Origin of the sequence: Bacillus sp. DWP3-1 (genome assembly GCF_049896565.1) — a bacterium.
Lineage (GTDB): Bacteria > Bacillota > Bacilli > Bacillales > Bacillaceae > Bacillus.
In genome coordinates this window covers 886182-910228 of the sequence record NZ_JAFCUN010000001.1, presented here as the reverse complement: position 1 = coordinate 910228, position 24047 = coordinate 886182, and the positions used below count along the sequence as shown (strand labels likewise).

Sequence of the window (24047 nt, the reverse complement as noted above, 5' to 3'; positions counted from 1 at the left end):
AAGGAGCGGTGATATGTCTGGATTAGACTTTTTTGCGTTTTTAACGGTTGGGCTCATGTTTATCACAGCAATTGCGTTCGCTTTTCTTCGATATATTTCTAAATCACGCAATCATCCTGAAAGATTACTACTCATCATATCAATCGTTTCAATGATTCAAATTGTGTATTGCTTGCTGATTGTCGGTGGATTTAAAGGAGCAGCAAATAGCCTCTTAGGAATTTCTCTTCTTGCTGGGACGCTGCTTGGCTATGCACTTGAATATTTATACAGACGCTATATCAAAAAAACGCCCGAAAAAGAATGATCTCGGGCGTTTTCTTTATTCTGCTGGAACAATAAAGGTCAAATGCTGTTTTAACGCTTCTAAAGAAGTTGGGGCTGTCATATACACTTCGCCATCTGTATCAGCATCCATTTCCTCCTTTGTGTGGATCTGAATATTGGATGCTTGAATGAGGGAGAGGTCCCCGGTGAAATCCTCCAGTTCTTCCCGGTTCATAGAAAAGATTTCTTTTAGAGCAGAGAAGCTCGTATTTCTGCAAATTAAGATTTCCGCTTTCCCATCATCAATTGCTGCATTGGGCAAATCAATTTTATTTGTCCCGATGAAATGTCCATTCATGACAAGAACGATGACGGCTTCTTCTTCCCAGCTTTCCTCCTCTGTTTCAATTCGTACGTGAAAAGGATCTGTTTGCTGCAAGGTGCGCAGGGCACTTGTGAAGTAGCTGATTTTGCCGAGTACAGCTTTTTCCTTGTCATTAATATTGTTGGATGTGTCTGCAATCAGCCCGATGCCCCAAAAGTTTAACAAGTATCGATCTCCTGCTTTGATTAAGTCGACCTTCTTTTCTATGCCGTCTACAATTATTTGAGCGGCTTTTTGCATTTGTTGCGGAATACCAAGCGTTCGAGAAAAGTCATTGCATGTCCCGCCTGGTAATATCGCTACAGCCGGCCTTTTTTCTAAACCGCCGATGCCATTCATGCATTCATGCACGGTTCCATCTCCGCCTAATATGATCAGCAATTCTATCGTCTCATCAATTGCACGACAGAATTGATAAGCATCATTTGGCTGTTTTGTTGGTTTAAGAATGAGTTCATCAATATGTAGAGAAAGAAGAGGTACTGTTTGACCGAGAATTTTTTCCATGTTTTTTTGTCCAGCATTTCCATTATAAATGAGCATCGCTTTTTTGAATTGTGCCATCACGCAGTTCTCCCTTTCATCTCTTTATCATCACTTTTCCCCAATTTGACAGCTCATAAACGATGTTCGGAAAAAGTGGGGGGATGAAAAGACAACACATTTGCCCGCAGGCGTTTTCCTTGATATGATGTTGTTAAAATGGTTTTGGCATGCTAAAGGAGTGGACGGACAATGAATATTGATTTTAATTTATTTATGAATGATATTGTGAAACAAGCGAGAGAAGAGATCAAACAGGCAGGCTATACTGAGCTTACATCATCTGAAGAGGTAGATGAAGCACTGTCTAAAAAAGGCACAGCACTTGTGATGGTGAATTCAGTATGCGGATGTGCTGGCGGTATTGCAAGACCAGCTGCAGGCTATTCTGTTCATTACGATAAGCGTCCAGATCAATTGTTGACAGTGTTTGCTGGACAAGACAAAGAGGCAACAGCAAGAGCCCGTGAATACTTTGAAGGCTTCCCGCCATCTTCACCATCCTTTGCATTATTAAAAGATGGAAAGATCATTAAAATGGTCGAACGTCATGAAATTGAAGGACACGAGCCAATGGAAGTCGTGTCAAAGCTTCAAGCTGCATTCGATGAGCATTGCGAAGAAATTTAATGTGTGACGTTTGAATGATGAAATAAAAAGCAGTCCGGTCTTTAGATCGGTCTGCTTTTTGTTTTATAAGACCATTGAATCAAAATAATTTTAGCAAAATACTATTGCATCTTAAAAAGAAAGTGTTTAAAATACATTATAGTGAATAAATATTCAAAACAATACATGATTTTAAATACTGGGAGGCATTATCTTATGAAAAAGTGGTTATTATTACTTATGACAGCTGGTCTTGCAGCTGCACTCGCAGCTTGCGGAACTTCTTCTAATAATTCAAACGCATCAGGAGATGACAAAACACTCGTTATGGCGACATCAGCAGATTATCCGCCATTTGAATCAAAAGACGGAGATGAAATTGTCGGTTTTGATGTCGATCTTGCAACAGCACTAGCGAAAAAGAACGGCTACAAGCTAGAAATTCAAGATATGGATTTTGCAAGCCTTGTATCAGCGCTTAAAACAAATAAAGCTGATATCGTCCTTGCAGGCATGACCCCTACAGAAAAACGAAAAAAACAATTAGATTTCTCTGATCTTTATTACAATGCTAAAAACTTAGTTGTCTCAAAGAAATCTAGCGGAATGAAAACAGAGAAAGACTTAAAAGATAAAACAGTCGGCGTTCAATTAGGTTCAATCCAGCAGGATGAAGCAAACGGTTTGCAAAAGAAATATAACTTAAAAGTGGAAGACCGTAATAAAATCTCTGATATCATTCAAGAAATCAAAGCAGGTCGTTTTGATGCAGCCATTATTGAAGATAAAGTAGCTGCTGGTTATTTGAAAAAAGAAAAAGACTTCCAAGCATTTGGATTGAATAGTTCAAACGAAGGTTCAGCCATTGCATTCAAGAAAAATAGCGACTTAACAGCTAAATTTAATCAATCATTAAAAGAAATGCAAGACAATGGCGAACTTGATAAATTAATTAAAAAATGGTTTGGTGATGAAAAATAAGTCAGGAAAAGGATCAGCGTCATTCATGAAAATTCAGTAGAAAGCGCTGAAAAGTTCAACTTATGTTGAACTTTTTTCCTGTTTTATTTTTTGATTTCGTATGAAGGCATAAAAAAGGAGACTGTCATGTTAGATTTTAAAGATGTAATACCTCAGATGCCCTTTATTTTAGAAGGGCTTAAGGTCACACTTTCTATTGTTGTGGTATCACTTTTTCTTGGATTTATCTTAGGGATTTTATTAACGCTTTGCAAAATTAGTGTATTTAAGCCGCTCATTTGGCTTGCAGATTTTTATACATCCATCTTCCGAGGCACACCGCTTGTGCTTCAATTGCTCATTATTTATTTTGGTCTGCCTCAGCTTCTCGGGTTTCAAATCGATCAATACTGGGCTGCTGTAGCCGCATTTTCACTAAACTCTGCGGCATACGTATCTGAAATTATTCGTGCTGGTATTAATGCTATTGATAAAGGTCAAAAAGAAGCAGCCGTTGCTTTAGGCATCCCTTATGCTAAAATGATGAAGGACTTATTGCTTCCGCAGGCATTTAAAAATATTTCACCTGCACTTGTGAACGAAACGATTACACTGACAAAAGAATCAGCTATTGTGACAGTCATTGGACTGGGAGATGTCATGAGACGAGCTTACCAAGCAGGTGCCGTCACGTATAATTATCTTGAACCGCTTATTTTTGCAGGTCTCATCTATTATGTCATCGTGCTTGTTCTCACCTTTGTCGGCAAATCGGTGGAAAGGAAGTTAAAATCAAATGATTAACATAGAGAAACTCACAAAATCTTTTGGCAAAAATGAAGTATTAAAAGGGATCGACACCACCATTAAAGAAGGGGAAGTTGTGGCAGTCATTGGACCATCTGGTTCAGGAAAATCGACGTTTCTTCGCTGCATCAACTTGCTTGAAAAGCCGACTTCTGGTGTCATTACAATTCAGGATACTGAAATCACAAACCCAAAAACCAATGCACTCAAAGTGCGTGAGAACATCGGAATGGTGTTTCAGCATTTCCACCTGTTCCCGCATAAAACCGTGCTGGAAAATATCACGTATGCGCCAATGAATGTGAAGAATCAATCGAAGGAAGACAGCATCAAACAAGCTGAAGATCTGCTGAAAAAGGTAGGGCTTTTAGAGAAAAAAGATGATTTTCCGAACCGTTTGTCAGGCGGTCAAAAGCAGCGTGTGGCAATTGCACGTGCGCTTGCGATGACTCCAGACATCATGCTGTTTGACGAACCAACTTCTGCACTAGATCCAGAAATGGTCAAGGAAGTCCTAGAGGTCATGAAAGAGCTTGCTCAATCTGGAATGACACTTGTGATCGTCACACATGAAATGGGCTTTGCAAAAGAAGTGGCTGACCGCGTGATCTTTATGGATGATGGGAAAATTGTAGAGGATGCAAACCCTGTGCAATTCTTTGAATCGCCGTCGTCACAGCGCGCGCAAGACTTCTTACAAAAAATATTATAAAGAAAAAAGAGAAGGCGACTTAACATCTCCTTCTTTTTTTGATTATAATGGGGAAAGTAAAAAAAGTTCATCATTTCACAAAAGTGAATGGAAACAAGACAGAAAAGAGTGAATCACATCATGTTTAAAATCGGCTACCGAACGCTGAAAACAGCACTAGGAACAGCGATCGCCATTTATATTGCACAACTGCTCGGACTTCAAAATTATTCCGCTGCCGGGATTATTACGATCCTGTGTATTCAGGTGACGAAGAAACGGTCGCTCCTCGCATCAGGCGCCCGCTTTGCAGCTTGCAGTCTTGCCATTTTATTTTCTTATCTATTTTTCGATCTGATTGGGTATCATCCTTTTGTGATTGGTCTGATGCTGCTTGTCTTTATTCCGACAACCGTTTTGCTCCGCATTAAAGAAGGGATTGTCACAAGTTCAGTCATCATTCTCCATTTATACATGTCCGGCGGGATTACCCTTCACCTCATCTGGAATGAGCTACTGCTGATAACAATTGGTGTTGGCGTAGCACTTATCATGAACTTGTATATGCCAAGTGTCGATAAAAAGCTCAAACGCTACAGCGAACAGATTGAAGCCAACTTTGCAAAAATCTTTGAGGAAATCGAGCAATACTTAATGACAGGGAAACAAGACTGGACAGGAAAAGAAATACCAGAGACACATCAATTGATCAAAGAAGCGAAAGCTCTCGCATATCGTGATGTTGAAAACCATGTCCTAAGACATGAAAACCTGTATTATCATTATTTTAATATGAGGCAAAAGCAATTCGAAATCATTGAGCGTGTGCTTCCGAAAATCACGTCCATTTCCATCACAACAGAGCATGGGCAAATGATTGCCGAATACGTCAGAGACTTACGCGAACATATTCACCCAGGGAACACGGCGCATAAGTTTTTAAGACGTCTCATTGATATGAAAGAAGAGTTCGATAAGCTTCCGCTGCCGCAAACACGAGAAGAGTTTGAGGCAAGAGCTGCACTTTTTCATTTCCTAGGGGAAATGGAACAATATTTGGTACTGAAAAGCTATTTTAAAGGGATGAAAGAATAGAGACGCATGAGTTCCTCCTTCATTGGTCAATCTAATGAAAAAAGGAGGAGCCTATGCGTCTTTTATTTTATACCGTATTGACCATGTCCCTTTCACCTATCTGGCCGCTCGGACAAAACCCGCTTCCAGGAGACCCGTATGTCATTATTAATAAACAAACAAATGAACTTGCCTATATTGATCAAGGACAAATCCAAAAAATATATCCTGCTTCTACAGGGAAAACAGCCGATTTAACACCAGAAGGGGAATTTACCATTATGATCAAAGCGAAAGATCCCTATTACAGAAAAAAGAATATTGAAGGCGGTGCGAAGAATAACCCTCTTGGCCGAAGGTGGATTGGATTTGATGCACGAGGAACAGATGGCAGAACGTACGGAATTCATGGGACGAGTGACGAAACATCGATTGGGAAATTTATCACGGCAGGCTGTGTGAGACTTCATAATCAAGATGTAGAGCTTCTATTTGACCAGCTTCCGATTGGAACAAAAGTATGGATTACAACATCAAGCGATTCATTTGAAAAGCTTGCCAAAGACAAACAGGCCATTCGTTGATTGAACGAATCACCTGCTTGTCTGCTTTTATTGAAACCTTATAAAAAGGTTGCTGCTCCTGCTAAAAGTGAAGAAATTAACAGCAGGCTAATCATGAGCAATACCATGAATTTCATAAATTTCTGAGACATATCGCACCCCTATAACCGAAGATTTTTTGCGACGAACGCACCTTTCTTTATTCTAGCTGGTTTTTTCAAATGCGACAAGTGATCAACAAAGGAAGTGAACGGATGAATCAAATCGATCATATTGCCATTGCGGTCTTTTCTATTAAACAAACATCTCAACTCCTTCATCAGCTGTTTAACTGGCATTTTTCAGACATACAAGAGGTTCCTGAGCAGGAGATTAAAGCGTCCTTCGCTTCACTTGATCATGTGCACATTGAATTAATTGAACCAATGTCAGACAGCAGTAAACTACATACCTTTTTAACAAAAAGAGGAGAGGGGCTCCATCATATTGCGTTAAAGTCAGGTGACATTCATGCAGATCTTAACCATCTTGATCACCTTGGCGTGCAGCTTCTCCAAAAATCAGCACAGAAGGGCGCAAGCGGCAAGCAGATTGCATTTATTTCACCTAAAGAAACGTCTGGTGTGTTATTCGAATTGTGCGAGCCCTTGAAAGGAGAAAAACATGGCAATGAATGAATCGTTCAATGACTTGTCTAAATGGCGGGAAAAAGCATTAATGGGCGGCGGTGAAAAACGAGCAGCCGCGCACAGAAACAAAGGAAAGCTATCGGTTCGCCAGCGGCTGCATGAACTTCTTGACGGGGGCAGTTTCATGGAAATTCAGAGGTTTGCAACAGGCCGCATGTCAGAGCATGTCGGTGATGGCGTCGTCATTGGAACGGGACTTATTCATGGAAAGCCAGTATGTGTTTATGCACAAGATGCAACAGTGCATGGGGGCTCTTTAGGCGAGATACATGCCAAAAAAATTGCTTCACTAATGGATCTCGCTGCTAAAAATCAGATGCCGGTCATCGGTCTAAAAGACTCAGGTGGTGCGAGAATTCAAGAGGGTGTGGTATCATTAGAAGGATACGGACAGATTTTTAAACGGAATGTGCTGTACTCTGGTCAAATCCCGCAAATATCCGTTATTTTAGGCTCATGTGCTGGAGGTGCAGTCTATTCTCCTGCTTTGACTGATTTTGTCTTCATGACAGAACAAACAGCTCATATGTTTTTAACAGGTCCGAAAGTAATAGAAAAGGCAACAGGAGAAACGGTCTGTCCTGACCGTCTTGGCGGTGCAAGTGTTCAGCATCAGACAAGCGGGAATGTGCACTATACTGGGAAAGATGAGCAGGACGTGTTAAAGGCGGTTCGAACACTTTTAACGTACATACCAACGACTAAACAGCCTGACATGCACACTGAAGTGCAAAAGCATGACGCCGTTGATCCAGGCAAAATCTTGCCAAAGGATCCATCACGCACCTATGATGTCAAACAAGTGGTGACAGCGATCATCGATCCAGGCTCATTCTTTGAGACCCAGCCTTGTTTCTCAAAAAATATCGTCACAGGGTTTGCCAGATTACAAGGGGCTCCAATTGGCGTAGTTGCCAATCAGCCAAAGGTGCTGGCAGGAAGCCTTGACCTTGACGCTGCCGATAAAGCGGCCAGGTTTATTCGATTTTGCGATGCGTTTCATATTCCGATCTTAACGCTTGTCGACGTCCCTGGTTTTTTACCAGGGGAGAAAGCCGAGCATGCGGGAATTATCCGTCACGGCGCAAAGCTTTTATATGCGTACGCTGAAGCGACCGTTCCAAAAATCACGGTGATTTTAAGAAAGGCGTTTGGCGGTGCATATGTCGCGATGAATAGCAAGGGCTTAGGCGCTGACTTTGTTTATGCATGGCCAGCGGCAGAAATTGATGTCATGGGGAAAACGTTCGCAGACGAAATCGTTCATCCAGCTTCGCGCGAGGTTGAGACGGAGCCAAGTGTATTAAAAGCGGCTCAGGCAGGGCTGATAGACGATATTATCATGCCGGCTGAAACGAGAGAGCGATTGATTCGCTCATTTGATTTGCTTCGCAGGAAGGAAGAAGATAGACCGTTAAAAAAGCATGGCAACATGCCGCTATAAGAGGAGGAGCATCATCATGATCAATGAAAAACGTTTACTAGACGAATTTTTAGAACTAGTTCAGATCGATTCGGAAACAAAACACGAAGAGAAAATTGTGGAAGTCTTAAAAGAAAAATTCTCGCAGCTTGGTCTTAAAGTGGTGGAAGACGACTCAAAAGCGAAAACTGGCCACGGTGCAGGCAACCTCATCTGTACACTGGAAGGCAATCAAGAGGCTGATACTATCTATTTCACTTCTCATATGGACACAGTTGTTCCCGGCAATGGCGTAAAACCAGTCATTGAAGACGGCTATGTGAAGACAGATGGAACAACCATTCTTGGTGCTGACGATAAAACAGGGCTTGCGGCTATGTTTGAAGCCATCCGCGTGCTGAAAGAGAAGAATTTACCGCATGGAACGATTGAATTTGTCATCACAGCAGGTGAGGAATCAGGACTTGTTGGAGCAAAAGCGTTAGATCTAAAATTGATGACAGCAGCATACGGCTATGCCCTTGATTCAGATGGCAAGGTCGGGACAATTATCGTAGCTGCGCCAACACAGGCGAAAGTACGCGCAACCATTTACGGAAAAACAGCTCACGCAGGTGTGGCACCTGAAAAAGGCGTGTCTGCGATTACCATTGCATCAAAAGCCATTGCCAGCATGCCGCTTGGCCGAATTGATGAAGAAACAACGGCGAATATCGGGCGTTTTGAAGGTGGAACGCAAACGAATATTGTGTGCGATCAAGTCGATATCCTTGCTGAAGCACGCTCTTTAGAACCTGCAAAAATGGAAGCACAAGTAGCGAAGATGAAAGAAGCCTTTGAAAAAACCGCTAAAGAAATGGGCGGAAGTGCCGATGTACAAATTGACATCATGTATCCAGGCTTCAAATTCTCTCACGGCGATCAAGTCGTAGAAGTGGCGAAAAAAGCGGCTGCGAAAATTGGCCGTCCATCAGAACTACAGACGAGCGGCGGAGGCAGTGATGCAAACGTCATTGCAGGAAACGGCGTCCCAACTGTCAACCTAGCTGTTGGATATGAAGATATTCATACGAAAAATGAGAAAATGCCGATTGAAGAATTAGTCAAAACAGCTGAAATGGTTCTCGCCATTATCGAAGAAACGACAAATCTATCGTAAAGGCAGGAGACTCTGTGAGCACGCAAAAGATCATTATTTTCCAAGTGGGGCAAGAGGATTTTGGCATCAGTGTAGAGCATATTCGTTCGATTGAGAAGGTCCCTTATTTACAAGAAGTATCGAACCTTCCAAAAGAAATTAAAGGACTGATGTCATTAAGAGGAGAAGTCATCCCTGTCAGTGACACAGGCGTGATGCTTCACGGAAAGCCTCTTGATGTGAACGAACAGTCCAAGGTGTTGCTATTTGAATTAAACGATCAAATGATTGGCTGTCTTGTCTCAGATGCAAAAGATATTATCGATATCGAGCTAAGCGAGATCAAGCCATTTCATATGAACACGAAAGCCTCCGAATATTTCTTCGGCGTTGTGGAGAGAGAGAACAAGATGATTTTACAAGTGGACCCTAATAAGTTCCTTGGGAGAATTGATGACCTCGATCAACTGCCAGAGCGGTTAAAAGAAGAGTTGGCATAAAGAAAATCCCCCTATCTGATGATAAGGGGATTATTTTTATTCAGCAGCTGGGCTAGCTTGGTCGTTTGCCTCAGCTTTCGATTTTGATTTTTGGTACATGACATTCAAAATAATTGTTTGGATTGTGAGTAGTAATCCGCTTGTCATCCAGTATAAAGGAAGGGCAGCGGGTGCATTGATTGAAATAAACAGCATCATGATTGGGAAAATCATGCCCATGACTTTGGCTTGCTTCAGCGCAGCTTCTGTCTGGGTGCCTGATTGCTTCGCAAATCTTTGCGTAACATAAAATTGCAAGAAATACATGGCGCCTGCAAAGATCGCGACCAATAGATCGGTTTGTCCTAAGTTAAACCATAGGAACGAATGTGTTGCGATCTCAGGTGTTGAGCGGATCGCTGAGTAAAAGCCAAGAACAATTGGAATTTGAATCAGCATAGGCAGACAGCCCATTGCCAGCGGGTTCACATTGTTCTCTTTGTATACTTTCATCATTTCCATTTGTAGTTCTTTTTGTTTTTCAGGTTCTTTCGTTTTCTTCAATTTGCTTTGAATTTGGTCAATTTGAGGCTTCACCAGTGCCATTTTCTCCTGCATGACTCTTTGTTTCTTAAATTGGTTCGCAAAAAGAGGGAAAATCAGCAGGCGGACGATCAAGGTCACGAACATAATCGATAAACCATAATCATCATGGAAGAAGTTCGCAAGCCAAATGATCAGCTCCGAAAAAGGCTGGACAAAATAATGATGGAAAAACCCATCAGAGCTCGCATTCGTTTGCCCACTCGCTGCAAAAGCAGGTGAGGCAATCATCATTAAACATAAAGTCGTACAAATCGTCAATAAACGTTTCAATTCGTTTCCTCCTCATTTTTTAAAAAATTAATTAGAGAGAGGAAGCGAATGGTCTTCATCATCATTTGATGATCGTTTCATTCGAATGACTTTACTAATCCAAGTTGTAATGCGATCATATATGATAAACAGAAAGTCTGTTCGGTTCAATAAAGATGCGTCCAACTCTTCCAAACGATGTCCACCGAGGTGTTCGTTCATACGGCAGTCTTTTAATAAAAACGCAATGCCGATAGCCGTCAGCGCTGGAAGAATAATCGTAAAGAATTCAACAAGGAAAAAGACTTCATTGAATGTATCAATAATCATGATTATCACATCCATTTCATTACTCACAGTGTACTATACACTATATGAAATGTCTATTGGAACAAACATGAAGTAACAAGAGTCAATAAATGTAGGAGGCAGGCAAATGGGTGATTCTCAAAGGAAGGGTCGAATTATTTTTCATATTGATATGAATAGTTTTTATGCATCTGTCGAAATGGCGTATGATCCTTCTTTGAGAGGGAAACCTTTAGCCATTAGCGGAAATGCGAAAGAGCGTAAAGGGATTGTTGTGACGTGCAGCTACGAGGCAAGAGCACTAGGTGTAAAGCCCCCGATGCCGTTATGGGAAGCGAAGCGGCTTTGTCCGGGGCTGATTGTCCGTACACCTAACTTTGACCGGTACCGCAGCTCCTCACAAGAGATGTTTACGATACTAAGAGAATACAGCGATTTAGTCGAACCCGTATCCATTGACGAGGGCTATATTGATTTAACGCATACGCCATATGCTGAGCATGCGGTGAAAACGGCTCATGATATTCAAACGAGGCTTGTAGAGGAGCTCATGCTTCCTTCAAGTATTGGCATTGCACCGAATAAATTTTTAGCGAAAATGGCGTCTAATTGGAAAAAACCAATGGGCATCACGATTTTACGTAAACGAGATGTTCCGAAAATGCTATGGCCGCTGCCAGCCTGTGACATGCACGGAGTTGGACAGAAAACGGCAGATAAATTGAAAACGATTGGCATTCATACCATTGAAGATTTAGCGAAAGCAAATGAGTATACGCTAAAGGAATTACTGGGCATCAATGGACCGAGATTAAAGCAAAAGGCGAATGGTGAACATGACAGTATCGTGGACCCAGAAAGGATATACGAATTTAAATCCGTCGGTAATTCGTCAACCCTTCCTCATGATTCTGACGATCCAGATGAACTTGTCACGTTAATTGATAAGCTGTCACAATCTGTGAGTGCAAGATTAAGGAGAAAAGAAGTGATGGCAAATCGGCTTCTCATCATGATACGGTACGCAAGCTGGAAAAATATCACGCGAAGTGTCACACTCACGAATCCAACGGATCGAAAGGAAGACTTATTTGAGGCAGCAAAGCAGTTATTCCTTAAACATTGGAATGACCAGCCCGTGAGGCTCTTGGGTGTGACGGGGACAGACCTTGTAGAACGAAAAGCAGCTGTTAAACAGCTTGATTTATTTTCCTATACAGAAGATGCAAAAGAAGAGCCTCTCCAAACCGTTTTAGAAGGGCTGAAAGAAAAATATGGCAAATCACTCATTCAAAGAGGAATGACCATCAAGGAAAAAGAGAGCAAAACAAGCGGAACAAGTTTTAATAAAGACTTTTTTCAGGACGAAAAAGGAAATGACTAGCCTGAAAACTTGATAAAAGAGGTGGTGTTGTGGTAATTTCAAAGGGTACATCATTTCAGCAGTAATCAATATAGTGTGTTAGAAGGGACGTCAGAATTATGTCAAAACAACAAATCGGTGTGGTTGGACTAGCCGTTATGGGGAAAAACCTTGCCCTTAATATTGAAAGCCGCGGTTTCTCCGTGTCCGTTTATAACAGATCTAGCAGCAAAACGGAAGAGTTTCTCGAAGAATCAAAAGGAAAAAACGTTGTAGGCACATACAGCATTGAAGAATTTGTTCAGTCGCTTGAAACACCGCGTAAAATTCTTTTAATGGTAAAAGCTGGTGCAGCAACGGATGCAACCATTCAATCATTACTTCCTCACCTAGAGAAAGGTGACATCTTAATTGATGGTGGAAATACATATTACAAGGATACGCAAAGACGTAATCAAGAGCTTGCGGAAAGTGGTATCCACTTCATTGGTACAGGTGTTTCTGGCGGTGAAGAAGGTGCACTAAAAGGTCCATCTATCATGCCAGGCGGTCAAAAAGAAGCGCATGAGCTAGTGAAACCAATTTTAGAAGCGATCTCTGCGAAAGTAGATGGCGAGCCATGTACAACGTATATCGGCCCAGATGGAGCAGGACATTATGTCAAAATGGTCCATAACGGCATCGAGTACGGAGACATGCAATTGATCTCTGAATCATACTTTATCTTGAAGCATGTGGCTGGCTTGTCAGCAGAGGAGCTTCATGAAGTATTCTCAGAGTGGAATAAAGGCGAGCTTGACAGCTATTTAATCGAAATTACAGCGGATATTTTCACAAAAGTGGATGAAGAAACAAACCAGCCGCTTGTGGATGTCATCTTAGATAAAGCTGGTCAAAAAGGAACTGGAAAATGGACGAGCCAAAGTTCTCTTGATCTAGGTGTCCCGCTTCCAATCATTACTGAGTCTGTTTTTGCGCGCTATATTTCAGCAATGAAAGATGAGCGTGTAGAAGCAAGTCAATCAATTCAAGGTCCTGAGCCAACGCAATCAGCTGAGAATAAACAAGAGCTGATCGAAGCTGTTAGAAAAGCCCTATTCATGAGTAAAATCTGCTCGTATGCTCAAGGTTTTGCGCAAATGAAAGCAGCATCTGATGAATATAACTGGGATTTAAAATACGGTGAAATTGCGATGATCTTCCGCGGTGGATGTATCATTCGTGCAGCCTTCTTACAACAAATTAAAGAAGCATATGACCGTAACCCTGAACTGAAAAACCTATTGCTAGATCCTTACTTTAAGGATATTGCTCAAAGCTATCAATCATCACTTCGTAAAGTCATTTCACTTGCAGTGGAGCAAGGAGTTCCTGTTCCTTCATTCTCAAGTGCACTTGCTTACTTTGATAGCTATCGCACAGCTGTCCTGCCAGCGAACTTAATTCAAGCGCAGCGTGACTATTTCGGTGCACATACGTATGAGCGCACAGATAAAGAAGGCGTCTTCCATACGGAATGGATGAAATAAAATAGAACGTCAGAAAAACCTTACCATTGGATTGGTAAGGTTTTTTTGTGTTTGCATCTTTTCGGCTAAAAATGCGAAAAAGAGGGATGCTATGTAAAAAAGAAAAGAAAGTAGGGATAGAAGTGGGCATCTTATATGCACTTCTCCCAGCAATATTTTGGGGAAGTATTGTTCTGATCAGTGTCAAACTTGGCGGGAATGCATACCAGCAAACGCTCGGCATTACGCTTGGCGCATTTTTATTTTCAATTGCAGCCTTCTTCATCAAAATGCCAGAGCTGACACCGTTTATTTTTGCGGTTTCTGTGATTTCAGGCATCTTTTGGAGCATTGGACAAATGAATCAGCTTTCAAGTGTTGCGTTTCTTGGAGTCTCGAAGGCGGTTCCTTTGTCAACAGGCATGCAGCTTGTGAGCACTACTTTATTTGGTGTCATGGTTTTTAAAGAATGGCAAACGATGACGGTCATACTCATTGGTTCTTGCGCCATTTTACTGATTATTGCAGGTGTTGTGATGACATCGCTCGGTCAAAAGAAGAATGGCGGCGGGAACGGTGGAGGCAATTTCAAAAAAGGGATCATTATTCTGCTCATCTCAACGGTTGGCTATGTCGGATATGTCGTCATTTTAAGATGGTTTCATATTGATGGGTGGTCTGCCCTCGTTCCGCAATCGGTCGGTATGCTGCTTTCATCCTTGGCGATTAGTCTAAAACAGAACCCGTTTAGTAAATATACGTTTAAAAATATCATTGCCGGTTTGGTTTGGTCGACAGGAAATCTTGGGCTTCTTTTGGCCATTCCGCTCATTGGCGTAGCCGTAAGCTTTTCGATGTCACAGACAGGGATTGTCATCTCAACATTAGGCGGCATTTACTTATTAAAAGAGAAAGCATCCAGAACAAGCTTTGTCATTGCAGGCTGCTTGATGATCATTGCAGGCGGCGTGCTGCTAGGCTTTACAAAATAGGAGGGTAAACGAATGTATCCAGATTTAGAAGGAAAAACAGTCCTGATTACAGGAGCCGGCACAGGAATAGGGCAAGCAATGGCGCGCCGGTTTGGACAAGAAAAAGCCAATGTGGTGATCAATTATTTCTCAGATCAAGAAAATCCGGATGACACCATTGCGGATATTCAAAAAAATGGCGGCCAGGCTGTGAAAATCAAGGGAGATGTATCAAAGGAAGAGGATATGCGGGCAATGATTGATAAAGCCATTCATACGTACGGCAGCCTTGATGTCATGATCAATAACGCAGGTATTGAAAACGAAGTGCCTTCCACAGAAATGACGCTGGATAATTGGAACAAAGTCATGTCGACTAATTTAACAGGTATGTTTCTCGGCTGCCGTGATGCACTGAAGTATATGACAGATCACGGGATAGAAGGATCGATCATCAATATGTCGTCGGTTCACCAGCAAATCCCTTGGCCTCATTTCGTTCATTATGCAGCAAGTAAAGGGGGCGCCAAGCTGCTGACAGAAACGCTGGCACTAGAATACGCCCCTAAAAAAATCCGTGTAAACAGCATTGCACCAGGCGCCATCGATACCCCGATCAATGCGGAAAAATTCGATGATCCCGCATTGAAAAAAGGCGTGATTGAATTGATCCCCATCGGCTATATTGGAAAGCCGGAAGAAGTGGCAGCATGTGCTGTCTGGCTGGCGTCAAAAGAGGCAAGCTATGTCACAGGCTTGACGCTCTATGTGGACGGCGGCATGACAAAGTATCCTGGCTTCCAGGCAGGAAAAGGATAGGGAGAAAGACAAAGAGCGTACACACATGACGCTCTTTTTTTATATAAAATACAGACAAATAAAATTAAATGTCTAGACATTTAAAAATAAAAATATATAATATTAAATGGAAGCGCTTTTATTACAACAATGGGGTGAGAGAAATGAAACGTATTTTATTAGCATGCAGTTCAGGAATGTCTACGAGTTTACTAGTTACAAAGATGAAGGCTCATGCCGACTCAATAGGGGACGAGGCAGAAATTTGGGCAGTTGGGCAAGATCAAGCGAGAAAAGAAATGGCGAATGCGGATGTTGTGTTAATTGGACCGCAAATGAGCTTTTTAAAAGGGGATCTTCAAAAAGAAGCAACAAAATACGGGATTGCAGTAGAGGTCATAGATATGCAGGCGTACGGGCTTGCCGATGGACAAAAAGCGTATGAACAAGCCGTTACATTGATGGAGGAATCGTAAAGAATGGAAAAGAAAACACTCGAAGGGCTCACGGAGGAACAAGTCAGTTTTCAATTGATCTTACACAGTGGAAATGCACGCAGCAAATTGCTTCAATCTCTTAAACAATTTCGAGAAGGTCAAGAAGTTGAGGCATTTAGTCTCATGAAAGAAGCGGAAGAAGATTTACGTCATGCACATGGCATCCATTTTCAACTCGTGCAGCAAGAGGCAGGCGGGGAGAAAACACCTTTCTCCTTATTGCTCATGCACGCCGAAGATCACTTAATGTCCACCATTACGATCAAGGAGCTTGTGGGAGAGCTCCTGCCGATTTTCCAATCGCTTAAACAATAAAGGGTGTAAACAAGGGGGGAAACCAATGTTTGATAAAATAAGTGCCATTTTGGTTCCGATTGCTGGGAGATTGAACAACAACCGCTATTTAGGCGTATTACGGGATGCTTTTATGCTTGCGTTCCCGCTCACCATTTTTGGTTCCATTATGGTTGTGCTAATGAATTTGCCATTTTTAGATAAAATCATGAGTCAAACCGCACTGGAAGGAGTCCAGTCTGCACTGAATATCGCGCCAAGTGCGACCATCAGCATTATGAGCGTGTTTGTTGTATTTGGGATTGGCTACTATTTATCGAAAAGCTATGATGTGGAAGCTGTATTTGGCGGCGTGATTGCTTTAGCCTCTTTCTTGCTTCTGACGCCATTTTTACTAGAACAAGAAGGCGGTGCATCTATTGCAGGTGTGATCCCAGTCGATCGTTTAGGAGCAAAGGGGATGTTCCTAGGAATGATCACAGGCTTTTTGTCTGCTGAAATTTATCGTTATTTTGTCCAAAAGAAATTTGTCATCAATATGCCGCAAGGGGTTCCGCCAGCTGTTTCAAAGTCTTTTGCTGCACTGATCCCGGCTACTTTGACACTCACAACCTTTTTACTGATCAATATCATCATTACACAAGGCTTCAAAACAAACATGCATGACCTGATTTATCATGCCATTCAGGCGCCGCTTGTTGGACTTGGAAGCGGTATCATCCCGACCTTGATCGCTGTTTTCTTTATACAAATTCTTTGGTTCTTTGGGCTCCACGGCCAAATTATTATCAACTCTGTCATGGACCCGATTTGGAATACATTGTCCATTCAAAACCTAGAGAGCTACACAAAAACTGGTGAGGTTCCGAATATCATCAGCAAGCAGTTTATCGAAATCTATACGGTTGGCATGGGCGGAACCGGTATGACGCTGGCTGTTGTGTTTACGATTTTAATTTTCCTGAAAAGTAAGCAATTAAAACAAGTAGCAAAGCTCGGCTTAGGACCAGGATTATTTAACGTCAATGAACCGATTATTTTCGGTTTACCGATTGTCATGAATCCACTTATTCTCATTCCATGGATTTTGGCGCCAATGGTCATTACATGTATTTCTTATTTTGCGATGGCAACAGGCATTGTACCGCCGCCGACAGGCGTGAATATTCCATGGACGGTGCCGATCTTTATTAGCGGAATAATGGCAACAAATTCACTAGCGGGCGGTCTGCTTCAGCTGTTTAATCTGATGATTGTGTTTGTCATTTGGTTCCCGTTCCTGAAGTTTATTGACCGTATGAATGTGAAGAATGAAAAAATAACCCCAACGGAAAAAACGAAGACAACAAACATCAAAGGCGAAGGAGACTCAATACATGTCGATGGAAAATAACAAGCAATCATATACATTTCCAGAAGGTTTCTGGTGGGGATCTTCTGCCTCTGCCACGCAAACAGAAGGCAGTGTCCCTGGAGATGGTAAGGGACCGAATATTTGGGATCATTGGTTTGAACAAGAGTCGACTCGTTTTTTTGATGGTGTAGGCCCAAACGTGACATCCCAATTTTATCGAAAATATAAAGAGGATATCCGTCTGATGAAAGAAATTGGGCACAATTCATTTCGGCTGTCCATTTCATGGTCACGTCTTTTACCTGAAGGGAAAGGTGTGGTCAATGAAGAAGCAGTATCTTTTTACAATGATGTGATCAATGAACTGATTGCACATGATATTGAGCCGTTTGTGAACCTGTACCATTTCGATATGCCAATGGCGCTGCAGGAAAAAGGCGGATGGGTGAACAGACAGGTAGTAGATGATTATGTCAGCTATGCGGAATTGTGCTTTCAATTATTTGGCGACCGGGTGAAAAAATGGTTTACCCATAATGAACCGATAGTTCCTGTAGAGGGCGGGTATATGTATAGCTTTCATTATCCAAACGAAGTCGATTTCCAAAAGGCTGTACAGGTCGGTTTTCATGAACTTTTATCAAATGCTAAGGCGATTGCGGCTTATAAAAAGCTGCAGCAAGGCGGGAAGATTGGCATCATCCTAAATCTTACCCCATCTTATCCAAGAAGCCAGAATCCATGCGATGTAGAAGCAGCTGAGATGGCTGATGCTTTCTTTAACCGTTCCTTCCTAGATCCTGCGGTGAAGGGACATTTCCCAGAAAAACTAGTAGAGGTCTTAAAGAAAGAAGGCTTTATGCCAAGTATTGAAGAAGGAGACCTTGAGCTCATTCAAGAGAATACCGTCGACCTCCTTGGGATCAACTATTATCAGCCAAGAAGAGTGAAAGCGAAAGAGCATATGCCGCATCCGAAAGCACCATTTATGCCAAATCATTATTTTGATGCGTTTGAAATGCCGGGAAGAAAAATGAATGTGTATCGAGGCTGGGAAATCTATGAAAAAGGTATTTATGATATATTGAAAAAAGTTCAAACAGACTATGATAATATTGAATGCTTTATTTCTGAAAATGGAATGGGTGTCGAAGGAGAAGAGCGGTTTAAGGATAAAGAAGGAATGATTCATGACGATTACCGCATTGACTTTATTTCTGAGCATCTCAAATGGGTGCATCAAGCCATTCAAGAAGGAAGTAATGTAAAAGGCTATCATCTGTGGACGTTTATGGATAACTGGTCATGGTCGAATGCCTATAAGAATCGTTATGGATTTGTCTCAGTTGATCTTCAAGAAGACGGGAAACGAACCATCAAGAAAAGCGGATACTGGTTTCAATCGGTATCAGAGAATAACGGTTTTTAATCAAGATACTTGCTCTTTCCTGAAAAGGGCAAGTATTTTTCTTATGTGACGGTAAGTGGATGAAACAAAAATGGCTGGTACCTTTTAAGCTCACTAGGCTTAGTGTAGAATGAGAGGAAGCTATGAAAAAACAAGTCAGTTGGTGGTGTGAGATGAAAAAGTACGAACTCATTTCAGAAGAAATCAGAAAACGAATAGGAACAGCTTATTATCCAGAAGATCAACCCATTCCAGATGAAAACTCGCTTGCCGCTGAATTTCAATGCAGCCGAATGACGATGAAGCGTGCGCTCGATCTTCTCGTAGCAGAAGGTCTGCTCTTTAGAAAAAGAGGCCACGGCACATTTATTGTGAAGGCAGCGCTAAACCAAGGGGCTATTAATGTATCTGGTCATGAAAATAAAGGATTCACGAAAGTCATGGCGGACAAAAACGTCACGAGCCAAATCATTCGCTTTGATGTCCATTTTCCAAGCGAAGAAGTGGCAGCCCACCTATCCATTGACTTAACCACACCCGTTTATGACATCATCCGGCTCCGCCTCGTGGATGAGGAGCCATATGTATTAGAAAAAACGTTTATGCCGGTCAATGTCATTAAGGGCATAGATGAAGAGGTTTTATTGGGATCGATTTATGGCTACATATCAAATGAACTCCATTTAAAAGTGGCAGGAGCGCACAAGAAAATTAGAGCGGCTAAATCAGATGAGCTGGACCAGCAATATTTAGGCTGTGACCCAACGGATCCTGTGCTCGAAGTCGAGCAGGTTGCTTATTTAAACACAGGCCGCCCGTTTGAGTACTCCTTTAGTCATCACCGCTATGATAAGTTCGACTTTTCAACGGTTGAAATTACGAAAACAGGACGTTAAAAAAAGAGCAGAACCCCCGAGGGAGACTGCTCTTTTTTTATTTCATTTTATATATTCCACCAATGATATCCGTCTTTTTCTAGAAGCTGATCGGCTTCTTTTGGTCCCATTGAACCAGCAGGATAATTTGGTTTTAATGTTTTGTTTTCTGCCCATTTTTCAGAAATCGGATCAACAAAGTTCCAAGAAAGCGCCACTTCATCCCAGTGAGCAAAGTTCGTTGCATCGCCTAGCAAGCAGTCATGAATCAGCTTTTCATATGCTTCTGGTGTATTCATGATGTCGTTATAGTTTGTTTGGTAGTCGAGCTTAATCGGTTTCGCATACGTACCGCCATCAAGCTTGCGAGCGTTCAGGTGAAGGGTAATGCCTTCATCTGGCTGAATGTGAATGACGAGTAAGTTTGGATGCATGGAATTTCCGTTTCCATAGTACAGGTTCATTGGAATGTCTTTAAATTGAACAACGATTTGAGTAGATTTCTTTTCTAATCGTTTTCCTGTACGAATGTAAAATGGCACCCCGGCCCATCTAAAGTTATCAATGAGCAGCTTCCCTGCAACGAAGGTTTCTGTGTTTGAGTTCGGGTCTACATTTTGCTCTTCAAGATAGGAAGGAACCATGCTGCCATCAACCGTACCAGCATCATACTGTCCGCGGACAAAGAATTGATCGACCTCATCTTTAGAGAAAGGACGAAGAGCGCGTAATGCTTTCCGTTTTTCGCTGCGGATCTCCTCTGTATTCAGCTTAATTGGCGGCTCCATTGCTAAAAGTGCCACCATTTGAAGCATATGGTTTTGGACCATATCTCTTAGTGCACCTGAACTTTCGTAATAGCGAGCCCGGTCTTCAACCCCTAATGATTCACTAGATGTAATTTGAATGTTTGAGATATATCGGTTTGTCCAAAGTGGTTCAAAGATGGCATTCGCAAAACGGATGACCTCAATGTTTTGAACCATTTGTTTACCGAGATAGTGGTCAATACGATAAATTTGATCTTCAGAGAATGCATCTCGAATTTCTTCATTTAATGTTTTGGCACTTGGCAGGTCATGGCCAAATGGTTTTTCAATGACAAGTCTTGACCAGCCGGTTGTTTTTGATACGCCTTCACTTTTTAGGAACTTCGCAATCGTTCCGAAGAATTCCGGTGCCATCGCTAAATAGAACATCCGGTTATTTGGGATACTGTACGTATCTTCAAGGCCTGCTAAAAGTGTGTTAAGCGATTGATAGGAAGCAGCGCTTGATACGTCAAAGTCGTGATAATAAAAATGCGAACTGAATTCCTCTATTTTCGCTTCTGCATCATCAGAAGAAATAGATTCTTTCACCACAGCTCTGAGATCCTCATGAGACCACGGACGGCGTCCAACACCGACGACGGCGAATTGATCACCAAGCTTTCCGCTATGAAAAAGTCTATGTATAGAAGGGTAGAGCTTGCGTTTGGCAAGATCTCCTGTTGCGCCAAAAATGACAATGACTGCTTTTGGATTGTTAGTTTCTGTATTCACGAAAAGTACCTCACTTTATTCGTAGCATTGTTGTAAAAACCGAGATTGTATGTACATTTTCTTTATTTTAAAGGTTCATTGTTCGTAAAGCAAACATTTGATTCGACTTTTTCTGCTCTCGTTTGACTTTTTTCGAAAATTCCGCTGAATTCACATTTACCTTGTCTTCATGTATTCTATATGAATGAAGATATTGTATACCGGCTTTAGGAGGAAAAGTAATGGAACTGCTCTTTTTAGGAACAGGTGCAGGCATTCCTGCAAAAACTAGAAACGTCACTTGCACTGCGCTAAAGCTTTTAGAAGAAAGAAAAGCAGTGTGGCTTTTTGATTGCGGAGAAGCGACGCAGCATCAAATATTACATACAACGATTAAACCGAGAAAGATCGAGAAAATATTTATCACTCATATGCATGGTGATCATGTATACGGTCTCCCAGGACTGCTTGGCAGCAGATCCTTTCAAGGCGGAGAGGATGAACTAACGATCTATGGGCCTAAGGGCATCAAAGCGTTTGTGAACGCAGCACTTTCAGCTACACAAACGCATTTGACATATCCGCTGCATATCATAGAGATAGATGAAGGGATCATATTTGAAGATGATACCTTTCAAGTAGAAGCAAGACGAGTATCTCACGGTATTCCAGCTTACGGCTATCGGGTAGTGGAAAAAGATGTACCAGGTGCATTAAAAGCCGAAGACCTGAAAGAAATCGGTGTAAAACCTGGACCTTTGTATCAGAAGTTAAAAAATGGGGAAACCGTGACACTCGAAGATGGAAGAATCATTGATGGAACCGATTATTTGGAACCCCCTAAAAAAGGGAGAATCGTTGCATTTTCAGGAGATACCCGTTTATGCGAGAATATAACAAGGCTTGCCAAAGATGCGGATGTGTTAGTCCATGAAGCAACATTCGGTAAAGAAGATGCTGATCTAGCCTACAATTATTATCACAGCACGACAGAACAAGCAGCGAAAACGGCGCAGGAAGCAGGCGCAAAAAGATTAATTTTGACCCATATTAGTGCACGTTACCAAGGAGAAGAGGCACTGAAACAACTATTGAAAGAAGCCCGCGATATATTCCCGCTGACAGAAGCTGCACATGATTTCTTTTCTTTTTCCATTGACCGCACGCTGTAAAAATTGGATGAATCGTCAAAAAAAGTTGTGTGATTTTTTTGATATTTATAATGACTCTCTTTTTCAGGTAGTGGTAAAATGGTGAAGAAAAAACAAATGACGAATGAAACTATGAAGAATACGGGAGGCACAATCAAAGATGAGCGGTTTTACAGCGTTAAGTGAAGCAGAATTAAATGACCTATATGCAGCACTACAAAATGAGTACGAAACTTATAAAAGTAAAAACTTACACTTAGACATGTCTAGAGGAAAACCTTCACCAAAACAGCTCGATTTGTCTATGGGCATGCTCGATGTTGTGACATCAAAGGATGCGATGACTGCTGAAGATGGCACAGATGTGCGAAACTATGGCGGCTTGACAGGGCTTCCTGAAACGAAGACATTTTTTGCAGATGTACTCAATCTGAAGCCAGAACAAATCATCATCGGCGGTAATTCCAGCCTTAATATGATGCACGATACCATTGCCCGTGCCATGACTCACGGCGTATATGACAGCAAAACACCTTGGGGAAAGCTGCCAAAAGTAAAATTCCTTGCACCAAGCCCAGGATATGACCGTCACTTTGCCATTTGTGAGCTATTTAACATAGAGATGATCACAGTCGATATGAAGGCTGATGGACCTGATATGGATCAGGTAGAAAAATTGGTCGCAGAAGATGAAGCGATTAAAGGCATTTGGTGTGTACCAAAATATAGCAACCCAGATGGCATTACGTATTCAGATGAGGTTGTTGACCGCCTCGCTTCTATGAAAACAAAAGCAGACGACTTCCGCATTTTTTGGGATGATGCATACGCAGTCCATCATCTAACTGATACGCCTGATACGTTAAAAGATATTTTTCAAGCAGTAGAGGAAGCAGGGCACCCAAATCGTGTGTTTATGTTTGCGTCTACTTCTAAAATTACATTCCCAGGATCAGGTATTGCACTGATGGCGTCTAGCCCGGACAATGTAAGCTTCACTCAAAAGCAATTATCGGTTCAAACGATCGGACCAGACAAAATCAATCAATTAAGACATCTTCGTTTCTTCAAGAATCCAGAAGGCTTGAAGGAACATATGAAAAAACATGCAGCGATCATTAAGCCAAAGTTTGACCTCGTTCTTTCCATTCTTGATGAAACACTTGGCGGGAAAGACATTGCTGAATGGCACAAGCCAAATGGCGGATATTTCATTAGTTTAAATACGCTCGATCATTGTGCAAAAGCTGTTGTGCAAAAGGCAAAAGAAGCAGGTGTTACAATGACAGGTGCAGGCGCGACATATCCTTATGGAAAAGACCCGCTTGATCGTAACATTCGCATTGCGCCAACGTTCCCAACACTTGAAGAGCTAGAGCAAGCGATTGACATCTTTACATTATGTGTTCAGCTTGTCAGCATTGAAAAGCTGCTTTCTAAAAAAAGTCAGTCTGCTCCAACGGCATAAAGAAAAGAAAACTCCTTGACTGATAACTAGTCAAGGAGTTTTTGT

General features: G+C 41.8%; 27 protein-coding genes. 22 read left to right on the top strand and 5 right to left on the bottom strand.

Annotation, left to right across the window (positions count from 1 at the left end):
• The first annotated feature begins 13 nt into the window (after positions 1-13).
• Entirely contained in the window at positions 14-307 is a 294-nt protein-coding gene (locus ACP7A0_RS04695; protein ID WP_034661226.1) for a YesK family protein, read from the top strand.
• A 15-nt stretch (positions 308-322) separates the two neighbouring features.
• Here ACP7A0_RS04695 and ACP7A0_RS04690 read toward each other — a convergent pair whose 3' ends face one another.
• Positions 323-1216 carry a YegS/Rv2252/BmrU family lipid kinase gene (locus tag ACP7A0_RS04690; protein ID WP_060596809.1) on the bottom strand — a complete coding sequence of 298 codons (894 nt, stop codon included), beginning with the start codon at positions 1214-1216 and terminating at the stop codon, positions 323-325.
• A gap of 171 nt (positions 1217-1387) precedes the next feature.
• On the opposite strand from ACP7A0_RS04690, the gene ACP7A0_RS04685 reads away from it, so the two are divergent.
• The 6 genes from ACP7A0_RS04685 to ACP7A0_RS04660 all read left to right on the top strand — a co-directional run bounded on the left by ACP7A0_RS04685 (position 1388) and on the right by ACP7A0_RS04660 (position 5920).
• Positions 1388-1825 carry a BrxA/BrxB family bacilliredoxin gene (locus tag ACP7A0_RS04685; RefSeq protein ID WP_034661224.1) on the top strand — a complete coding sequence of 146 codons (438 nt, stop codon included), beginning with the start codon at positions 1388-1390 and terminating at the stop codon, positions 1823-1825.
• 195 nt (positions 1826-2020) lie between these two features.
• On the top strand, positions 2021-2785 hold the full coding sequence (locus ACP7A0_RS04680; protein ID WP_375565882.1) for a transporter substrate-binding domain-containing protein: 765 nt from the start codon (positions 2021-2023) through the stop codon (positions 2783-2785).
• A 126-nt stretch (positions 2786-2911) separates the two neighbouring features.
• Complete coding sequence (locus ACP7A0_RS04675; RefSeq protein WP_003215691.1) at positions 2912-3568, top strand: amino acid ABC transporter permease; 657 nt, start codon at positions 2912-2914, stop codon at positions 3566-3568.
• A complete protein-coding gene (locus ACP7A0_RS04670; RefSeq protein ID WP_034661222.1) occupies positions 3561-4283 on the top strand; it encodes an amino acid ABC transporter ATP-binding protein in 723 nt (240 codons plus the stop codon). Before ACP7A0_RS04675 ends, ACP7A0_RS04670 begins: the two co-directional genes overlap by 8 nt.
• Positions 4284-4403: 120 nt before the next feature.
• The gene (locus ACP7A0_RS04665) at positions 4404-5357 is read left to right on the top strand and encodes an aromatic acid exporter family protein (protein WP_034661221.1); all 954 of its coding nucleotides are present in this window, start codon (positions 4404-4406) and stop codon (positions 5355-5357) included.
• Positions 5358-5410: 53 nt separating this feature from the next.
• Entirely contained in the window at positions 5411-5920 is a 510-nt protein-coding gene (locus tag ACP7A0_RS04660; RefSeq protein WP_034661220.1) for a L,D-transpeptidase, read from the top strand.
• 38 nt (positions 5921-5958) lie between these two features.
• Here ACP7A0_RS04660 and prli42 read toward each other — a convergent pair whose 3' ends face one another.
• The gene (prli42, locus tag ACP7A0_RS04655) at positions 5959-6051 is read right to left on the bottom strand and encodes a stressosome-associated protein Prli42 (RefSeq protein WP_149865350.1); all 93 of its coding nucleotides are present in this window, start codon (positions 6049-6051) and stop codon (positions 5959-5961) included.
• A 102-nt stretch (positions 6052-6153) separates the two neighbouring features.
• On the opposite strand from prli42, the gene mce reads away from it, so the two are divergent.
• From mce to ACP7A0_RS04635, 4 genes are read left to right on the top strand one after another with little or no spacing between them, the layout of a single operon-like run.
• Positions 6154-6576, top strand: coding sequence for a methylmalonyl-CoA epimerase (gene mce, locus ACP7A0_RS04650; RefSeq protein ID WP_034661218.1), 423 nt, complete (start codon positions 6154-6156; stop codon positions 6574-6576).
• Entirely contained in the window at positions 6563-8032 is a 1470-nt protein-coding gene (locus ACP7A0_RS04645; RefSeq protein WP_426004397.1) for an acyl-CoA carboxylase subunit beta, read from the top strand. The genes mce and ACP7A0_RS04645 overlap by 14 nt, the downstream gene beginning before the upstream one ends.
• Before the next feature lie 16 nt (positions 8033-8048).
• Positions 8049-9170 (top strand): M20/M25/M40 family metallo-hydrolase, encoded by a 1122-nt coding sequence (locus ACP7A0_RS04640; protein WP_426004395.1) that lies wholly within the window; start codon positions 8049-8051, stop codon positions 9168-9170.
• 14 nt (positions 9171-9184) lie between these two features.
• Positions 9185-9649, top strand: coding sequence for a chemotaxis protein CheW (locus ACP7A0_RS04635; RefSeq protein ID WP_034661215.1), 465 nt, complete (start codon positions 9185-9187; stop codon positions 9647-9649).
• A 36-nt stretch (positions 9650-9685) separates the two neighbouring features.
• Here ACP7A0_RS04635 and ACP7A0_RS04630 read toward each other — a convergent pair whose 3' ends face one another.
• Complete coding sequence (locus tag ACP7A0_RS04630) at positions 9686-10504, bottom strand: membrane protein insertase YidC (protein ID WP_034661213.1); 819 nt, start codon at positions 10502-10504, stop codon at positions 9686-9688.
• A 27-nt stretch (positions 10505-10531) separates the two neighbouring features.
• Positions 10532-10813 (bottom strand): hypothetical protein, encoded by a 282-nt coding sequence (locus tag ACP7A0_RS04625; RefSeq protein WP_003215677.1) that lies wholly within the window; start codon positions 10811-10813, stop codon positions 10532-10534.
• A gap of 106 nt (positions 10814-10919) precedes the next feature.
• Here ACP7A0_RS04625 and ACP7A0_RS04620 point away from each other — a divergent pair, with 106 nt between their 5' ends.
• The 9 genes from ACP7A0_RS04620 (at position 10920) to ACP7A0_RS04580 (ending at position 19881) form a co-directional block, all read left to right on the top strand.
• Complete coding sequence (locus ACP7A0_RS04620; protein WP_060596801.1) at positions 10920-12176, top strand: DNA polymerase IV; 1257 nt, start codon at positions 10920-10922, stop codon at positions 12174-12176.
• Positions 12177-12274: 98 nt separating this feature from the next.
• Positions 12275-13684, top strand: a complete 1410-nt coding sequence (gene gndA / locus ACP7A0_RS04615; protein WP_060596800.1) for an NADP-dependent phosphogluconate dehydrogenase — start codon at positions 12275-12277, stop codon at positions 13682-13684.
• Between the two features lie 122 nt (positions 13685-13806).
• Entirely contained in the window at positions 13807-14655 is an 849-nt protein-coding gene (locus ACP7A0_RS04610; RefSeq protein WP_181185461.1) for a GRP family sugar transporter, read from the top strand.
• A 12-nt stretch (positions 14656-14667) separates the two neighbouring features.
• Positions 14668-15453: an SDR family oxidoreductase gene (locus ACP7A0_RS04605; RefSeq protein ID WP_034661209.1), complete on the top strand. Its 786-nt coding sequence runs from the start codon at positions 14668-14670 to the stop codon at positions 15451-15453.
• 143 nt (positions 15454-15596) lie between these two features.
• The gene (locus ACP7A0_RS04600) at positions 15597-15908 is read left to right on the top strand and encodes a PTS sugar transporter subunit IIB (protein WP_003215713.1); all 312 of its coding nucleotides are present in this window, start codon (positions 15597-15599) and stop codon (positions 15906-15908) included.
• Positions 15909-15911: 3 nt separating this feature from the next.
• Entirely contained in the window at positions 15912-16244 is a 333-nt protein-coding gene (locus ACP7A0_RS04595; RefSeq protein ID WP_420734873.1) for a PTS lactose/cellobiose transporter subunit IIA, read from the top strand.
• Between the two features lie 25 nt (positions 16245-16269).
• Positions 16270-17616, top strand: a complete 1347-nt coding sequence (gene celB, locus ACP7A0_RS04590; RefSeq protein ID WP_034661207.1) for a PTS cellobiose transporter subunit IIC — start codon at positions 16270-16272, stop codon at positions 17614-17616.
• On the top strand, positions 17600-19006 hold the full coding sequence (locus tag ACP7A0_RS04585; protein ID WP_426004390.1) for a glycoside hydrolase family 1 protein: 1407 nt from the start codon (positions 17600-17602) through the stop codon (positions 19004-19006). Before celB ends, ACP7A0_RS04585 begins: the two co-directional genes overlap by 17 nt.
• A gap of 152 nt (positions 19007-19158) precedes the next feature.
• Positions 19159-19881 (top strand): GntR family transcriptional regulator, encoded by a 723-nt coding sequence (locus tag ACP7A0_RS04580; protein WP_034661205.1) that lies wholly within the window; start codon positions 19159-19161, stop codon positions 19879-19881.
• Positions 19882-19928: 47 nt separating this feature from the next.
• Here the strand turns inward: ACP7A0_RS04580 and zwf are convergent, their stop codons facing one another.
• The gene (gene zwf / locus ACP7A0_RS04575) at positions 19929-21404 is read right to left on the bottom strand and encodes a glucose-6-phosphate dehydrogenase (RefSeq protein WP_426004388.1); all 1476 of its coding nucleotides are present in this window, start codon (positions 21402-21404) and stop codon (positions 19929-19931) included.
• 221 nt (positions 21405-21625) lie between these two features.
• Here zwf and rnz point away from each other — a divergent pair, with 221 nt between their 5' ends.
• Positions 21626-22555 (top strand): ribonuclease Z, encoded by a 930-nt coding sequence (gene rnz / locus ACP7A0_RS04570; protein ID WP_034661203.1) that lies wholly within the window; start codon positions 21626-21628, stop codon positions 22553-22555.
• A gap of 139 nt (positions 22556-22694) precedes the next feature.
• Entirely contained in the window at positions 22695-24002 is a 1308-nt protein-coding gene (locus ACP7A0_RS04565) for an aminotransferase class I/II-fold pyridoxal phosphate-dependent enzyme (RefSeq protein ID WP_066030694.1), read from the top strand.
• The last annotated feature ends 45 nt before the right edge of the window (positions 24003-24047 follow it).

Bases quoted from the DNA above. Each gene is read 5' to 3' on its own strand.
- gndA (WP_060596800.1), top strand. From the start codon at position 12,275: ATGTCAAAACAACAAATCGGTGTGGTTGGACTAGCCGTTATGGGGAAA.
- ACP7A0_RS04680 (WP_375565882.1), top strand. From the start codon at position 2,021: ATGAAAAAGTGGTTATTATTACTTATGACAGCTGGTCTTGCAGCTGCA.
- ACP7A0_RS04670 (WP_034661222.1), top strand. From the start codon at position 3,561: ATGATTAACATAGAGAAACTCACAAAATCTTTTGGCAAAAATGAAGTA.
- ACP7A0_RS04620 (WP_060596801.1), top strand. From the start codon at position 10,920: ATGGGTGATTCTCAAAGGAAGGGTCGAATTATTTTTCATATTGATATG.
- ACP7A0_RS04690 (WP_060596809.1), bottom strand. From the start codon at position 1,216: ATGGCACAATTCAAAAAAGCGATGCTCATTTATAATGGAAATGCTGGA.
- ACP7A0_RS04600 (WP_003215713.1), top strand. From the start codon at position 15,597: ATGAAACGTATTTTATTAGCATGCAGTTCAGGAATGTCTACGAGTTTA.
- ACP7A0_RS04665 (WP_034661221.1), top strand. From the start codon at position 4,404: ATGTTTAAAATCGGCTACCGAACGCTGAAAACAGCACTAGGAACAGCG.
- celB (WP_034661207.1), top strand. From the start codon at position 16,270: ATGTTTGATAAAATAAGTGCCATTTTGGTTCCGATTGCTGGGAGATTG.
- ACP7A0_RS04595 (WP_420734873.1), top strand. From the start codon at position 15,912: ATGGAAAAGAAAACACTCGAAGGGCTCACGGAGGAACAAGTCAGTTTT.
- ACP7A0_RS04660 (WP_034661220.1), top strand. From the start codon at position 5,411: ATGCGTCTTTTATTTTATACCGTATTGACCATGTCCCTTTCACCTATC.
- ACP7A0_RS04645 (WP_426004397.1), top strand. From the start codon at position 6,563: ATGGCAATGAATGAATCGTTCAATGACTTGTCTAAATGGCGGGAAAAA.
- rnz (WP_034661203.1), top strand. From the start codon at position 21,626: ATGGAACTGCTCTTTTTAGGAACAGGTGCAGGCATTCCTGCAAAAACT.
- ACP7A0_RS04580 (WP_034661205.1), top strand. From the start codon at position 19,159: ATGAAAAAGTACGAACTCATTTCAGAAGAAATCAGAAAACGAATAGGA.
- ACP7A0_RS04585 (WP_426004390.1), top strand. From the start codon at position 17,600: ATGTCGATGGAAAATAACAAGCAATCATATACATTTCCAGAAGGTTTC.
- ACP7A0_RS04565 (WP_066030694.1), top strand. From the start codon at position 22,695: ATGAGCGGTTTTACAGCGTTAAGTGAAGCAGAATTAAATGACCTATAT.
- ACP7A0_RS04605 (WP_034661209.1), top strand. From the start codon at position 14,668: ATGTATCCAGATTTAGAAGGAAAAACAGTCCTGATTACAGGAGCCGGC.
- ACP7A0_RS04695 (WP_034661226.1), top strand. From the start codon at position 14: ATGTCTGGATTAGACTTTTTTGCGTTTTTAACGGTTGGGCTCATGTTT.
- ACP7A0_RS04675 (WP_003215691.1), top strand. From the start codon at position 2,912: ATGTTAGATTTTAAAGATGTAATACCTCAGATGCCCTTTATTTTAGAA.
- prli42 (WP_149865350.1), bottom strand. From the start codon at position 6,051: ATGTCTCAGAAATTTATGAAATTCATGGTATTGCTCATGATTAGCCTG.
- ACP7A0_RS04640 (WP_426004395.1), top strand. From the start codon at position 8,049: ATGATCAATGAAAAACGTTTACTAGACGAATTTTTAGAACTAGTTCAG.
- ACP7A0_RS04685 (WP_034661224.1), top strand. From the start codon at position 1,388: ATGAATATTGATTTTAATTTATTTATGAATGATATTGTGAAACAAGCG.
- mce (WP_034661218.1), top strand. From the start codon at position 6,154: ATGAATCAAATCGATCATATTGCCATTGCGGTCTTTTCTATTAAACAA.
- ACP7A0_RS04625 (WP_003215677.1), bottom strand. From the start codon at position 10,813: ATGATTATTGATACATTCAATGAAGTCTTTTTCCTTGTTGAATTCTTT.